This is a genomic window from Vibrio sp. R12-SW3-ISO1 (genome assembly GCF_059834005.1).
The window spans coordinates 81,356-96,428 of sequence record NZ_JCBDGK010000047.1 but is presented as its reverse complement, the minus strand read 5'-3'; the positions used below and the strand labels follow the sequence as shown (position 1 = coordinate 96,428).

The following is a 15,073-nucleotide window of genomic DNA, read 5'->3' as shown; positions in this document are numbered from 1 at the left end:
GCAGGATGCTGAGTCGTTTCTTTATCCAGCGCCCTAAGTTCGCGCTGGTCATCTCGATCATATTAACCTTAGCTGGGGCGATTGCATTGGCCATCTTGCCGGTGGCTGAGTACCCGAAAATTAGTCCTCCTTCGGTCAGCGTGAGCGCGTTTTACACCGGGGCGAGTGCCGAAGTCGTTGAGCAAGCCATTGCCGATCCGATAGAAACCTCGGTTAACGGCGTTGAGAACATGATCTACATGTCATCAAAAAGCGCTAACGATGGTTCGTACAGCCTCAATGTCACCTTCGATGTCGGAACCGATCCAGACATGGCGCAGGTGAACGTGCAAAACCGTGTCTCGCAGATTGAGTCCAAGTTGCCCCAAGAAGTCCGTATGGTTGGGGTGACGGTGAAAAAGCGCTCGCCCGATTTGCTGATGGTACTTAACTTCTACTCACCCGATGGTAAGTATGACGATCAGTTTTTGATCAACTACATTAACCTCAACGTCAAAGATCAGCTCGCGCGAGTGAAAGGCATCAGTGAAGTGAACGTTATTGGAGGAGGCGAATACGCAATGCGTGTTTGGCTCGATCCAGACAAGATGGCGAACCTGAAACTGACCACATCAGATGTCTACGCCGCGCTCAGTGAGCAAAATGTGCAAGTAGCTGCCGGTCGAGTGGGCGCTGCTCCGTATAGCGAAACTCAGGAAGTGCAGTTTAACTTGGTCACCAAAGGGCGCTTGGAGAGCGTTGAAGAGTTTGAGCACGTGGTGCTGCGCGCTAACCAGGATGGGTCGACTGTCTATCTGAAAGATGTGGCAAGAGTGGAACTGGGCAAAAAGTTTTACGACGGCAGTGGTCAGTTCCGTGGCCGCGATGCATCGATCGTCGCGTTATCACTGCAATCGGATGCCAATGCGCTGGAAAGTGGTCAAGCGGTGATGGATTTGCTTGAACGCATGAGCGCCAACTTCCCAGAAGGCATGGCGTATGAGACCAGTTATGACACCACAGTGTTTGTCGCTGAATCGATCAAAGGGGTGGTCAAAACCCTCATTGAGGCGATTTTGTTGGTGATTGCGGTGACCTACCTGTTCTTAGGCAGCGCGCGAGCGACCTTGATTCCGGTCTTTGCCATTCCGGTCTCCTTGATTGGTACTTTTGCCATCATGCAAGCGACGGGCTTTACGATTAACACCGTCACCTTGTTTGGTTTGATTCTGGCCATCGGTATTGTGGTTGATGACGCGATTTTGGTCATCGAAAACGTGGATACCACGATGGCGAAAGACCCGACCATTTCCCCGCGTAAAGCCACTTTGCTGGCGATGAAAGAGGTGACAGGGCCGATCATTACCTCGACACTGGTGTTGCTGGCGGTGTTCTTACCTGTTGCTATGTTGCCGGGTATTACCGGCATTATGTACCGTCAGTTCGCGTTAACCATCTGTATCTCTGTGGTGATTTCGTCGATCAACGCGCTGACCCTCTCGCCGGCACTCTGTTCTTTGGTGCTAAAACAAGGCGGAGGCAATACCGCCCGTTGGTTTAACGTGTTCAACCGCGGGTTAGATAAAGTGACGCATCGCTATGGTCAAATCGCGGGTTTCTTGGTGAAAAAGACCGTTTTATTGACTGGATTCTTTGTAGTGGCCGTGGTAGCGGTCGGCTTTTTCGCTAAAACGACCTCTACCGCGTTTGTTCCCCAAGAGGACAAAGGGATCATGTTGATCAATGTCCAGTTGCCTGACTCTGCATCTTTGTCGAGGACCGAGGCGGTCACGGGTTCGCTGATTGATTTGGTCAGCCAGGAGCCGGGCGTAGATGGCGTGACGGTAGCGAATGGCTACTCCTTTATGACCGGTGCCGCAGCGTCAAACGGTGCATCTCTGTTCGTTAAATTGCATGATTGGGATACGCGCAATGCGCTCACAGGTGATCACAGTGCCAACGCGATTGCCCAACGGATCAACGGCAACGCAGCGATGACACTGCCGCAGGCGGTTGTATTCGCAATGGGACCGCCCGCCGTGCCAGGCATGGGCGCCGCGTCTGGGTTTGAGTTCGTACTCGAAGACACGTTGGGACGTAGCCGAACCGATCTGGCGCTGGTCATGGGGCAGATGATTGCAGCGGCCAATCAGCAACCTGAGATCGCGTATACCTTCAGTACCTTTAGGGCGAACGTTCCGCACTATTACATCGATATTGATCGCGAGAAAGCGCAGCAATTGGGTGTGCCGTTGTCGTCCGTATTCCAGACGCTGCAAGGCAACCTGGGTTCACTCTATGTCAATGACTTCACCCTATTTGGAAAAAACTTCCGCGTCACGATGCAAGCCGATGGCGAGCACCGCCGCGGCATGGACGATTTGCAACGTTTCCATGTGCGTAGTCAGTCGGGAGAGATGGTGCCGCTGAGCACTTTGGTCAGCTACGAGCAGGTGTTTGAGCCCGATGTGGCATGGCGTTACAACATGTACCGCAGCGCCATTATTCAAGGTCAACCGGCACCGGGTTACTCCAGTGGCGATGCGATTGAAGCGATGGAGCGCGTCGCGGCGGAAGTGTTACCACAAGGCTACCAATACGAGTGGACAGGCATGGCCTACCAAGAAGTCTTAGCCGGTAACCAAGCGATCTTTGCGTTCGCGCTGGCGTTGATTTTTATTTACTTATTCATGGTGGCGCAGTATGAAAGCTGGAGTATTCCACTGGCGATCATCTTGGTTGTGCCAGTCGCAACGCTCGGATCTTTCTTGGCGTTAAACCTTGCCGGAATGCCACTCAATCTTTATGCGCAAATCGGACTGGTGCTGCTGATTGCCTTGGCGGCGAAAAACGCCATTTTGATTGTCGAGTTCGCTAAGGTCGAGCGCGAAGAGAAAGAATCACCAATCGATGAGGCGGCAGTTCAGGGCGGTAAGCTGCGTTTTCGCGCCGTTAATATGACGTCTTGGTCGTTTATCTTAGGGATCTTCCCATTGATCTTTGCCAATGGCGCGGGCCACATCAGTCAAAACTCGTTAGGTGTTTCTCTTATCGGCGGGCTGTTGTGTGTTCTACTCGCAGGTACTTTCTTAATCCCAGGTTTCTACGCTTTGGTGCAGAGGCAGAGGGAAAAAGTACATGGTGGTCCGACGAAATTAATTCCGCTGGATGATGAATAACTTGGATTTTACATACGGTTGAATGCATAAAAAAACGCTCTGCCATGTGGCAGAGCGTTTTGCTTTGAATGAACTTAACGAGTAAGGCTAATTACTTAGCTGTCGCCGCTTCAAGCTGCTTCAGTTTTCCTTGAAGCATCATAACGTTTTGGTTGAAGTTACCTGGGTTCAACACTTGGCTTGCTTGGAACGGGTACTGGTTGATTGTTGCCAAGAATGGTGCGATCTGCTGTTGTACCGGAACAAACAACCACATGTTATCTGCCATCCAACGTAGGTACAGACCAGATTCGTGTGGTGCTTTTTCAAATGGGTCAGCACGTAGGTGAACAATTGAAGGCCAGTTAGTTTGGAAACGTACGCCGTCAGCGATGTTACCTTCCATATGCGCAAACTGAACTTTAAAGTCATTCCAACGAACAGCATCTAAGTCACTGTTAGCTGAGAAGTAAAGTAGAGACTCACGAGGACCTTTCTCTTCTTTACCTTCAAAGTAAGGTAGGAAGTTGTAGCCATCTAGGTGTACACGCCAGTTTTTACCGTTGTATTTCGCACCCTTATCTGATTTTAGTTTATCTACGACTTTGTCATCGCCAGCCGCTGCAAGTAGCGTTGGGATCCAGTCTTTGTGAGACATGATGTCGTTGATCTTAGTACCAGGTTCGATCACACCAGGCCAACGAACCAATTGAGGTACACGGAAACCACCTTCCCAAGTGGTGCCTTTTTCACCGTGGAAGAAAGTTGCACCGCCGTCTGGCCATGTGCCTGTTTCCGCACCGTTGTCGGTTGAGTAGATAACGATCGTGTTGTCAGCAACACCCAGTTGATCGAGCTTATCTAGTAGCACACCAACGTGATCATCGTGCTCTAACATACCGTCAGCGTAGATAGAGATGCCTGATGCGCCTTGGTATTTCTCTTGTAGACGAGTCCAAACGTGCATACGTGTGGTGTTGTGCCAGATGAAGAAAGGTTTGTCCGCCTTCACTGCACGCTCCATGAAGTTCAATGATGCTTCTAGGAACTCTTCGTCTGCCGTTTCCATACGCTTACGCGTCATTGGGCCGGTATCTTCAATCTTACCGTCAGCCGTTGACTTAATAACGCCACGTGGAGCGTATTTTGCGCGGAACTCAGGATCTTTCGGGTAGTAGTAGGTCTCTGGCTCTTCTTCTGCGTTTAGGTGGTAAAGGTTACCGAAGAATTCGTCAAAACCGTGCGCAGTAGGAAGGTGTTTGTCTTGGTCACCCATGTGGTTCTTACCGAACTGAGCAGTCATGTAGCCCTGTTCTTTAAGAAGATCTGCAATGGTTGGAGCCCAATCAGGAATACCGTGATCTGAACCTGGCATACCGATAGTCAGAAGACCAGTACGGAATGGTTCTTGACCTGTCAAGAAGGCAGCACGACCTGCAGTACAAGATTGCTGACCGTAGTGGTCAGTAAACAGTGCACCTTCGTTAGCGATACGGTCGATGTTTGGGGTTTCGTAACCCATCATGCCGTTGTTGTATGCACCGATGTTGAAGATACCAACATCGTCACCCCAGATCGCTAGGATGTTCGGTTTATCCGCAGCGACAGCCATGGTAGACGTAGCGATTGCTGCGACACCCATAGCCAGTTTGCTTAGATGGTTAGCCATAAGGACTCCAATAGTTATGTGAGTTGTGTAGAACAAAGACTTTGCTCTTATCGCCATACAATAGTAGCCAAATTTGTGAAAGTCTCTTTATAGTTAATATAACCTAAGGTTATGCGCATTTTTTAAGTTGTTGATTTGACGTCATTAAATGATTGATTGGCCTTTCGTTCTGTAAAGTTAATCGTGAGATGTGAGAGCAGGTTCAATTATTTAGGTGATGAAGTGAAGTGGAACAACCTTAACGCGTATGATTTAAATAGATTTATTTGAGGTTGGAGAAACTATGTCCATAGGGATATCAGTAAGCAACAAACTGAGATGTTTTTTACAATGTTTGACCCATTTGGGGCTCATGATGACTGGCGTTCTCTCATTTCCCTCCAACGCAGAGTTCAAATACGTTGGTTCTGAGGCTTGTATTGATTGTCACCAAGAGCCTTACACTGCATGGCAGGGGTCTCACCATGATATGGCGATGCGCCATGCTAAATCCGATTCAGTGCTCGGTGATTTCCAAGATGCGAGCATGACTCACAATGGGAAAAAGTCTCGGTTCTACAAACAAGACGAAGAATATTGGGTCACCTTGGAAGGACCAAACGGTGAAATGCAAGATCATCAGATTCTTTATACCTTCGGTTTTGACCCCCTGCAGCAGTACATGGTTGCCTTTGATGATGGCCGAGTACAACTGATTCCCTATGCATGGGATTCAAGACCTAAATCAGATGGTGGACAGCGCTGGTTTCATCTTTACCCAGATACGACGCCCACCGATGAATTCTATTGGACCAATAGTGGCCAAAACTGGAACTTTATGTGCGCTGATTGTCACTCTACTAACCTCAAGAAAAATTATGACGCCGAGAGCAATCAATACAACACGACTTGGTCTGAGATCAATGTCGGCTGTGAAGCGTGCCACGGCCCGGGAAGTGAACACGTTGAGCAAGCAAAGCAGTATGCACATCAGCCGATCAGTGAATGGTCAAAGCAGAGTGCCCACCTTGGCTTTGACCGTGATTTAGGCCAATCGGTCGCTAATTGGGTCTATCAAGAAGGGCATTCGACCTTGCGGCCAGAGGCAATCGTACCGACAGCGCAAGTGCAAACTTGTGCCCAGTGCCACAGTCGCCGAACCCAGTTGAATGAGACGGGCGATCATGTGAATGGCTCATTTTTTGACAAATACCGCTTAAGCTTGATCACGCCAGAGCTTTATCACCATGATGGCCAAATTTACGATGAAGATTATGTTTACGGTTCGTTCTTGCAATCGGAGATGGCGAGAAAAGGTGTAACGTGCAGCAATTGCCATGATCCACACAGTGCTAAGTTGAAAGTGGCCGAAGAGGCCGTGTGTGCACAATGTCACTTAGCATCGGATTATACGCCAGAAAAGCACACCTTCCATGCTCCAGACAGTGAGGCATCGAAATGCACCACGTGCCATATGCCCGAGACTACCTACATGCAGGTCGATCCACGGCGCGATCATAGTTGGCATGTGCCACGTGCGGATATCGCCAAACATATTGGTACACCCAATGTGTGTACTGCTTGTCACACAGATCAAAGTGCGCAGTGGGCGGACGAGCAAGTCGGCGCGTGGTTCCCAGACTCTCCTTATCGAAATCAGCAACATTTTGCCGTGGCTTTTTACGCCGATGAGATTGGGCATCAAGGCAGCGCCGATGCACTTGTTTACAGCGCGCAAGATGCCTCGTTGGCGCCAATTATTCGCGCCTCTGCACTAGAGCGTATGGCGGGAAATCATAGTCAAAATACGTTGATTTCGCTCGCCCGAGCAGTCAAACACGACAATGAGATGATTCGCCTTGGCGCCATTGAAGGGGCGTCGGGGTACGAGTTTGTTGATCAGTGGAAAATACTCTCACCGCTGCTTAGTGATCCAGTCCTTGCCGTGCGAACCGAAACCGCCGCCGCGTTAGTCAGTGGCTATTTGTCGATGAGTGCGGAACAAAAAGCGCAATTGAAACCGGCGCTTGAGGAGTATATCGAGATTCAACGCTTTAACGCCGATCGCGGCTTTGGTCGCGTTAATCTTGGCAATGTGCACCGTCAGATGGGCGACAGTGTTCAGGCCGAACGTTTGTATCAGCAAGCCATCCAAATTGAGCCCTATTTTGAGAACAGTTACATCAACTTAGCCGATCTTTACCGCACCCAAGGCGACGAGAGTAAAGCACGTGAGGTGCTGCTGAGTGGTCTTACTGCGCAGCCCAACTCCTCGATCATCCCTTACAGCCTAGGGTTATCCTTGCTTCGCAGCGGCGATCGAGCAAAGGCCAATGATTACCTGGCCATCGCAGCCAAAGGCGCGCAAACCAATGCCCAATACTGGTACGTGTATGGTCTTGCTCTGGAGGGCAGCGATGTGATGGCGGCCAGTCAGGCGCTCAATCAAGCGTATCAAGTGGGCGGAAACCCTCAACATCTTTATGCCCAGTGTGAAGTCTTAGCGCGCAACCGACACAGCGCTGAGGTAGACGAAGTCCTCAAGGCGTGTCTGGGTACATTGGCGCAAGTGGTCCCCCCAGAGGTGGTGGGTCAACTGCGCGCGCGGCTTGGATTAGCCCCTAAGTAAAGGGCGAAGTATGACTGGTATAACCAATAGTTATAGGGTAAATCGCTAGGATAGGGCAGATGCCATACGGTCTCATTGGAGACGAGCGAGTAGTAGCAACATTGCGGTTAAATAGAGTGGAGCACAATATGAATCAAGCACAGCAGGCCATTGCCGCCCTGATTGAACAAACAGAGAAGAGTGTCATCGGGCAAAGCCACGTCGTGCGAGCATTGGTGATTGGTTTACTGACCAATGGTCACATCTTGTTAGAAGGCTTACCGGGTACGGCGAAAACACGCTCGGTCAAATCGCTGGCGAACCTTCTTAATACACGCTTTGGCCGCATCCAATTTACGCCAGACTTGTTGCCTTCCGATGTGACGGGCACTGAGGTGTATCAAGAAATCGATGGCCATCACCAACTCCACTTCCAACCGGGTCCGATTTTCAATTCGATTGTTTTGGCTGATGAAGTGAACCGCGCGCCAGCAAAAGTGCAGGCCGCGCTACTTGAGGCAATGGCCGAGGGCACGATCACGGTCGGCGATAAAACCCACACCTTACCTGAGCTGTTTATGGTGCTCGCGACACAAAACCCCGTCGAGCAAGAGGGGACCTACCCCTTGCCAGAAGCGCAAATGGACCGCTTTATCATGAAAGTGACGGTTGACTATCCAGAAGATCAAGCGGAGCGAGACATTATCCGCCTTGTACGCAGCGAGGAGTTAGGCTCAGCAAATCGCACCAAACCAGAGTTACGCACGATTGAAGTCGAACATGTATTGGACGCGCGCAAACAACTGCCCACTATTACTGTCAGCGAGATGGTCGAAAACTATATAGTAGCACTGGTGATGGCAACGCGTAAGCCCGAGCGCTACGGTGAATCAAACCTCGCTCAGTGGATCGAGGTGGGCGCGAGCCCACGTGCGTCAATTGCGCTTGATAAGTGCGCGCGCGCAAGCGCTTGGCTCGCAGGACGTGACCACGTCACGCCAGACGATGTGCGCGGCGTTGCACCTGCGGTGCTCGGTCACCGCTTTACCTTGACTTATGATGCGTTGGCCGATGGTGTTGATCATCAACGCGTGGTCAATGAACTGCTTGATTGTGTAGCGATTGGATAAGTAAGGGGCAGTGATGGCTAAGCCGACATTAGCACCGAAATCACAAGGGCTCGATTCAAGGCTCTACAGTGACTACGCCACGTTAGTACGCCTGCAAGCTCAAGCACAATCCTTCACGCTGCTGCCGCATTTAAAATCGGCCAGCGTATTGGCGGGGCGCAATACGTCACTGTTTCGAGGGCGTGGGCTCAACTTTGAAGAGCTGCGCCACTATCAGTTAGGTGATGACATTCGCAACTTAGATTGGAAAGTGACCCTGCGCACCGGCAAGCCTCATGTGCGAAGCTATACCGAAGAGAAAGATCGCAACGTGATGATCTGTGTTGACCAACGCAGTGCGATGTATTTCTCTTCTGTGCAGGTGATGAAATCTGTGGTGGCCGCGGAAGTGGCTGCCTTGTGCGCTTGGCGCGTCCTTAAAGATGGCGATCGGGTCGGTTTTTCGCTCGCCTCGAGCCAGTCTATTGTGCACAGCAAATCTCAGCGCAGCCAAAATCAACTGCTTGGTCAGCTCAAACAGTTGGTTAAGGCCAACCAAGCGCTGAATGTCGACAGTGCCGACACTGCGTCCGTGAGCTTTTCCGATTGGATGGAGCAACTGCAACGTATGCGCTTAAAACAGACCACTATTATCATGATCAGTGATTGGCACGATTGCCAAGATCATGATGTTGATCGTCTTAAGCAGCTCCAACAACACAATGATGTGCTGGCGGTGATGGTCAGTGATCCCCTAGAGCAATCACTCCCGTCCCGATTGGCGACAATGAATTGGGTGGTCGGCGATGGCGAATACCAGTTGAATCTCGATAGTCGCAGTAAGCTTTCTCAAGCCAATGTAGAGTTAGAGCAAAGGATGAAGAATCAACGTCAATCGCTCAGTCGTTTGATGGTGTCGAAAACCTTGCCGTACATTGAATTGACCACCGACGGTGAACACATTGCGCAGTTTCAGCGCCGTGTAGGAGGGCGAGGATGAGTATGACACATACGCCACCAAGCACCTACATTTTGCGTGATTTGCACGACGTCGCCGTGCCCGCGAGCATCAGCTGGTGGCCACAAACCTTAGGTTGGAAACTCGTCGCGCTATTTATCCTGCTCGCTGCGCTGTATGGCGGCTACCGCTATGCGCGCTTTTGGTGGCGCAATCGCTACCGCCAAGAAGCGCTGAACGCCATTGAAAGGCTTGAACTGAACGATCCCCAGTTTGCTACGCAGCTCTTTCACATCATCAAAGTGGTGCTGGTCTATCTAGATAGCCGCAACAGTCCGTTATTTGGCGCCCCCTTTACGGATAAGCTCAATGCCATTTGCTTGGATTCGCCGTTTGACGCCTCGCTTGCTGAGCGTTGGATGAATCATTTAGTTAATCCCGCTGCGCCACTTAGCGATCACGACAAACAAGCGCTGATTGCGCAATCGAAACAGTGGCTGAGTCGTCATCAGGAGCGCGCACGATGAATAGTTGGCAAAGTCTTTTATCCATGAGTGGCTTTGAGTTCTCTTATCCCGCTTGGTTTGTGGTGTTGCCGCTGCCACTGTTGATCTATTGGTGGGCACCGGCTTATCGCACCAAGCAGATGGCGACCAAAGTGCCGTTTTTTACCCTTTTGGTTGAATCGATGGGCGAGGCGCCAAGTCAAGGGGCAAGCCAGCTTAAACCGACTTGGTGGCAGCGTGCGACGTTGCTGCTCTCATGGGTGTTGGTGGTGATGGCACTCGCTAAACCGACAGTATTGGGCGAACCACAAGTGAGAGAAAGTATCGGCCGTGATGTGATGGTGGTGGTCGATTTATCCGGGTCGATGGCTGAAACCGACTTTACCAGTGCCTCAGGTCAAAAAGTCTCCCGTCTTGATGCCGCAAAAGAAGTTCTGGAAGAGTTCGCGCAATCGCGCCAAGGGGATCGACTAGGCTTGATTCTGTTTGGTGACGCAGCGTTTGTGCAAACACCGTTTACCGTTGACCATGACGTGTGGCTTGAACTCTTGTCGCAGACCGATGTGGCGATGGCTGGGCAGAGCACCCACCTTGGCGATGCGATCGGTTTGGCAATCAAAGTGTTTGAACAAAGTTACAATAACACGCAAACAGCCGACGAGGCTCGCGCACGCGAAAAAGTGGCGATCGTCCTCACCGACGGGAACGACACTGGCAGCTTTGTTGAACCCATAGACGCGGCAAAAGTCGCCAAAGCGAAAGGGGTTCGTATCCACGTTATTGCGATGGGCGATCCGCAAACGGTGGGTGAAACTGCGCTGGATATGGAGGTGATCGAACGGATCGCCAGTGAATCCGGTGGACGTGCGTTTGAAGCGCTTGACAGGGCGGCGCTTAGTGATGCCTATCAGATCATTTCAGACATCGAACCCGAACTGTTTGAAAGCCTGACCTATCGGCCGAAACAGAGCATTCATCATCAGCTCATCGCCGTGGTTGTGGTGATCTATTTACTCGCGTTTGCGCTGGCGACAAGCAAGCGCATTCATCGGGCGCGCCGCTCACAGTCAGGAGGTCAAGGTGTTCGATAGCCAGCTGTGGGTACAGTTTTTTACCCAGTTTCATTTTATTCGTCCTTTTTGGTTGTTAGCACTCGTTCCGATGTTGCTGCTGCTTTGGCTGCGTTGGCGAGAAGAGAGTCAACCGAGTTGGCAGGAGATCTTACCGGCGCACCTTAGAAAGGCGCTAACCATTGGTGATGCTGGGTGGCGCAAGCAGCTACCGCTCAAACTGTTGGTGATGATCGTCACTTTGGCGATAGTGGTGTGCGCAGGCCCTTCATGGCAGCGCGAGGCGTCGCCGTTTGGCGAAGATCGAGCAGCGATGCTGGTGGTACTCGATAGCAGTGGTACCATGTTGGAAACCGATGTTGCGCCAAGTCGACTGGAACGTGCGAAACATAAAATTCGTGACTTGTTAGCCCTACGAAGTGGTGGCAGCACCGGACTGCTCGTGTTTGCGGGTAGTGGTCACACTGCTATGCCCTTGACACAAGATGTCGCGGTATTTGCGCCATTTTTAGCCGCGATCGAACCAAGCATCATGCCCGAATCGGGCAAGAACGCCGATACCGTGTTGGCGCTTATCGACGATCAGCTCAATCAGCAACCGGGCTCAACAGTGCTACTGGTCAGTGATGGCGTCACGCCGAGTGCCATTGATGCCTATCAACGCTTTTTTGCTGAGCGTCCTTATCAGCTTGTCATTCTGGCGGCGGGCAATGAGCAAGTGGCGAGCACCAGTCAGGCAAAATCCTCCCTCGACCTTCAGTCACTCAATCAGTTGGCGGATGCTGTCGGCGGAAGAGTGGTTGAAATGAGCATTGATGATAGCGATGTCGAGCGGATCAACCGTTACGTTGAGCGTAATATGCAAATGAACGGCGATTCGGCGATGCCTTGGCAAGATATGGGGTATTGGCTATTGATTCCCGTGATGTTGTTGATGTTGTTGTGGTTTAGAAAAGGCTGGCTGGTCCAGTGGTGTTTGGCCCTAACATTGCTTGGCTCGGTAGGCTTGCCATCGCCAGTGCTAGCACAAACTGTTTCGACACATGCCAAATCACCCGTAAACGTTGAAGTACCGACGATGCTTGATGAGGCGGCGCAGTGTTGGTGGGATCTCTGGTTAACCCCAGATCAGCAAGGTCAGCGCTGGTTTAACCGCGGCGACTATTTACGTGCAGCCAAACATTATCAAAGCCCGTTGCATAAAGGCGTCGCCTATTACTACGCCGCTGAGTACAAGCTCGCCCACACGGCGTTTCTTTCGATGCAAAATGATCAGCGTGATGAATCGCACTATCTCGGTTTGTATAACGCCGCCAGTGCCTTGGCGCGTCAACGGGAATATTTAGCCGCGCGCAACTTGCTCAATAGTTTGCTTGATGACAAGAATCTGCCCGAAGCGCTAAGAAAAGACGTGCTCAATAACCGCAATGTGTTGGCTGGGATCGTTGAAGAGATCAACCGCTTAAGTGAGAGCCAGACCAGTGTGTCGGATGGGTTGGAAGACTCGTATGAGTTGTCTGATAATCCTCAAACCGCCGATGGCGCCGAAGAGAATACCGTTGAAGAGCTGCTCAACAAAGAGAGCTTAAACGCCCGCGAGATTTTAGGCAGTGATGAGCTTGCGGATAAGTGGCTAAAACGGGTGGAAGCGGACCCCAAACGTTTCTTACGCACGAAATTTTATCTTCAGCAGCAATCGGCGCAGGGAGAGTCTCAATGAAATCCATCATGGTTTGGCTAACGTGTGCCTGTTTCGCCGCTTTAATGTCGACGAACGTGCATGCCCAGACGTTTGGCGGTAAACAGCGCAGCGCACAAGTCGAAATCCGCGCTTGGCTAGGTGACGAACAAGCGCCAAGCGCAACGCCACAGTTTACAGTCAACGAACAGATTGTCATGACGATTGATGTCAGTACGCCGCGTTGGTTTACGGCAGGGACGCGCATTCAAAACGTGGAGTTGGCAAATGTGATTGCGATGCAGCGTAACCCGAGAGCCACCAACTACACGGAGCGTCGTAATGGCGAAACCTGGTCACATCAACGTTGGGAGATCACGCTCTATCCTCAAGCGTCGGGTGATTATGTCGTACCACCGTTGGCTTTGGCTATCACTGTCTCGGCGGAAGATGGCAAGCCGTTGTCGGGGACGCTGCAAACACCACCGTTACCTTTTCAGGTTATATTGCCTTCTGGTCTGATAAACACGCAAAAGAGCTGGTTTAGCGCCAGTGAGGTTGAGGTTTCCCAACAGTGGCAACGCTCCAATGAGACGCTTCATGTCGGGGATAGCATCACGAGAACGGTAAGTATCACGGCCAATGATAGCCTCTCCGTTTTGCTGCCTGAACTTCTCGATGGGTCGCGATCGGATTTTTACCAAGCCTACTCACAACCCAGTGCCCTAGACGATACGCAGCAGCGAGGCAACTATCGTTCAGAGCGAAAAGAAGAGGTGGTGTATGTCTTGCAGAGAGGTGGAACCTTTACTTTGCCCGATATTGATTTCCAGTGGTGGAACAGTGAGACGAAGCAACTTGAGCATATAACGATTGAGGGGCAGAGCTTTGTGATTAAACATACGCTGAGCTCTTGGCTTAAAGTTTACGCGCCTTGGTTGATTGCGCTGCTTGTTGTCTTGTTGAGCGTTACTGTGTTTGCTCAGCTAACGCTGCGTTACTATCGCACGCACCCAACGCCCACTTGGCTCGTGTTTAGGCGCACGCTGAAAGCAAAAGAGTGGGGCGCTGCTAGAGCATTGATTTATCGCGAACACCGCGCACGAACGGGCCGACGCACACTGCTTTCTAGTCAGCCGCTTTCTGACGCGAAACAGGACGACGAGTGGCAGATGCAAAGCCGCGCTTTGCAAGCGGGGAGCGAATCGCTCAATGTCTATCAATCGCTATGGCGCCTTATCCGTCAAGGCTCAGGACGTTTTAGCGCGAGACTCAATCACGTCGCCTTACCTAAAGCACTTCCTGTTCTTGCTAAGATCAAGCGTGATTCTTGATGGAAACACGCTTTTTGTGGGTGATTTTCGCCATATAGACAGCATTTTGTGTGTTTTCATTTCGATACCGAGCGGCATTTTCGTTACAATAACGCCTTTCCTGCCCAGCCTGTATCGATATGAAAACCACAGAACTTAATCTTATCCCCATTTTTGTTGCGATCTTCGAAGAACAGAATTTATCTCGTGCGGCCACACGCTTGGATATCAGCCAACCTGCGGTGAGCAAAGCGTTGGCGCGCTTGCGAGATATTTACGACGAGCCCCTGTTCCATCGTAGTACCAGTGGGGTAGAGCCTACCAGTTTTGCCATTGATATCTATCCTGCGATGTCGGCCGCGCTAAAAAACTACACCTCGACGCTCTCAGCGTCGCGCGAATTTGACCCGAAAGTCACCAATCGCACCTTTTCGATTGCCTCTGTTTCTGTCCCGAGTTACCAGTTGTTGCCCTTGCTGCTTAAGCAGATCAGACAGCATGCGCCAAACATCGCACTCGAGATTCACCCTCTCTTTACCGAAGACTACGAAAGTGATTTGCGTCTGCAACGCTATGATTTGATTATTGATATTGAGCCTAGAGACCGCACGAAACTCAAGTATGAGCGACTTTACAGTGAAGAGATGATCGTGGTTTGTGCGAAGGATCACCCGCGCATTGGCGATACCATTTCGCTCGAAGGATTTTTGGAGGAGGAGCACGTTGTGGTCTCGCGCTGGCAAAGCCGCACCAGTTTGCTCGGCGAGCACATTACCGAGTTAGCAAAGCGCAAGGTGGCGTACCGCGCGTCAGGCGCTTTTGAAATGCTGCCTGTCATCAGTGGCGGCGAGTACATTGGTATCTGGCCGTGTCGCGCGTTAAAAAGCTTTACTGAGCAGTATCAGTTGAAGGCGATCCCATTACCTTTTAGTAACGCTGAGCAGAAACTCAGTATGATCTGGCACCCGAGCCGCACTCAAGAAAGCGGACACGAATGGTTAAGAACGCAGTTGAAACAGGCGGTGAAGGCGTTAGGGTATTAGTGC

The 15,073-nt window shown here is 51.2% G+C and carries 10 protein-coding genes; 9 read left to right on the top strand and 1 reads right to left on the bottom strand.

Translation table 11 applies throughout. The features are described from left to right. The first annotated feature begins 5 nt into the window (after positions 1-5). Positions 6-3,158, top strand: a complete 3,153-nt coding sequence (locus AC6R0R_RS14690) for an efflux RND transporter permease subunit (protein ID WP_500627215.1) — start codon at positions 6-8, stop codon at positions 3,156-3,158. 91 nt (positions 3,159-3,249) lie between these two features. Here AC6R0R_RS14690 and AC6R0R_RS14685 read toward each other — a convergent pair whose 3' ends face one another. Next, positions 3,250-4,806: an arylsulfatase gene (locus AC6R0R_RS14685; protein WP_487901459.1), complete on the bottom strand. Its 1,557-nt coding sequence runs from the start codon at positions 4,804-4,806 to the stop codon at positions 3,250-3,252. A 352-nt stretch (positions 4,807-5,158) separates the two neighbouring features. Here AC6R0R_RS14685 and AC6R0R_RS14680 point away from each other — a divergent pair, with 352 nt between their 5' ends. The 8 genes from AC6R0R_RS14680 to AC6R0R_RS14645 all read left to right on the top strand — a co-directional run bounded on the left by AC6R0R_RS14680 (position 5,159) and on the right by AC6R0R_RS14645 (position 15,070). Beyond that, on the top strand, positions 5,159-7,414 hold the full coding sequence (locus AC6R0R_RS14680; RefSeq protein WP_500627214.1) for a multiheme c-type cytochrome: 2,256 nt from the start codon (positions 5,159-5,161) through the stop codon (positions 7,412-7,414). 128 nt (positions 7,415-7,542) lie between these two features. After that, positions 7,543-8,523: an AAA family ATPase gene (locus tag AC6R0R_RS14675; protein ID WP_500627213.1), complete on the top strand. Its 981-nt coding sequence runs from the start codon at positions 7,543-7,545 to the stop codon at positions 8,521-8,523. Positions 8,524-8,536: 13 nt separating this feature from the next. Beyond that, a complete protein-coding gene (locus tag AC6R0R_RS14670; RefSeq protein WP_500627212.1) occupies positions 8,537-9,502 on the top strand; it encodes a DUF58 domain-containing protein in 966 nt (321 codons plus the stop codon). Further along, positions 9,499-9,987, top strand: coding sequence for a DUF4381 domain-containing protein (locus AC6R0R_RS14665; RefSeq protein ID WP_500627211.1), 489 nt, complete (start codon positions 9,499-9,501; stop codon positions 9,985-9,987). The genes AC6R0R_RS14670 and AC6R0R_RS14665 overlap by 4 nt, the downstream gene beginning before the upstream one ends. After that, on the top strand, positions 9,984-11,057 hold the full coding sequence (locus AC6R0R_RS14660) for a vWA domain-containing protein (protein ID WP_500627210.1): 1,074 nt from the start codon (positions 9,984-9,986) through the stop codon (positions 11,055-11,057). Before AC6R0R_RS14665 ends, AC6R0R_RS14660 begins: the two co-directional genes overlap by 4 nt. Next, positions 11,047-12,756, top strand: coding sequence for a VWA domain-containing protein (locus AC6R0R_RS14655; protein ID WP_500627209.1), 1,710 nt, complete (start codon positions 11,047-11,049; stop codon positions 12,754-12,756). Before AC6R0R_RS14660 ends, AC6R0R_RS14655 begins: the two co-directional genes overlap by 11 nt. Further along, positions 12,753-14,048: a BatD family protein gene (locus AC6R0R_RS14650; protein WP_500627208.1), complete on the top strand. Its 1,296-nt coding sequence runs from the start codon at positions 12,753-12,755 to the stop codon at positions 14,046-14,048. Before AC6R0R_RS14655 ends, AC6R0R_RS14650 begins: the two co-directional genes overlap by 4 nt. Positions 14,049-14,167: 119 nt before the next feature. Further along, complete coding sequence (locus AC6R0R_RS14645; RefSeq protein ID WP_500627207.1) at positions 14,168-15,070, top strand: LysR family transcriptional regulator; 903 nt, start codon at positions 14,168-14,170, stop codon at positions 15,068-15,070. Positions 15,071-15,073: the final 3 nt, after the last annotated feature.

Bases quoted from the DNA above. Each gene is read 5' to 3' on its own strand.
- AC6R0R_RS14685 (WP_487901459.1), bottom strand. From the start codon at position 4,806: ATGGCTAACCATCTAAGCAAACTGGCTATGGGTGTCGCAGCAATCGCT.
- AC6R0R_RS14645 (WP_500627207.1), top strand. From the start codon at position 14,168: ATGAAAACCACAGAACTTAATCTTATCCCCATTTTTGTTGCGATCTTC.
- AC6R0R_RS14675 (WP_500627213.1), top strand. From the start codon at position 7,543: ATGAATCAAGCACAGCAGGCCATTGCCGCCCTGATTGAACAAACAGAG.
- AC6R0R_RS14670 (WP_500627212.1), top strand. From the start codon at position 8,537: ATGGCTAAGCCGACATTAGCACCGAAATCACAAGGGCTCGATTCAAGG.
- AC6R0R_RS14680 (WP_500627214.1), top strand. From the start codon at position 5,159: ATGATGACTGGCGTTCTCTCATTTCCCTCCAACGCAGAGTTCAAATAC.
- AC6R0R_RS14650 (WP_500627208.1), top strand. From the start codon at position 12,753: ATGAAATCCATCATGGTTTGGCTAACGTGTGCCTGTTTCGCCGCTTTA.
- AC6R0R_RS14665 (WP_500627211.1), top strand. From the start codon at position 9,499: ATGAGTATGACACATACGCCACCAAGCACCTACATTTTGCGTGATTTG.
- AC6R0R_RS14690 (WP_500627215.1), top strand. From the start codon at position 6: ATGCTGAGTCGTTTCTTTATCCAGCGCCCTAAGTTCGCGCTGGTCATC.
- AC6R0R_RS14660 (WP_500627210.1), top strand. From the start codon at position 9,984: ATGAATAGTTGGCAAAGTCTTTTATCCATGAGTGGCTTTGAGTTCTCT.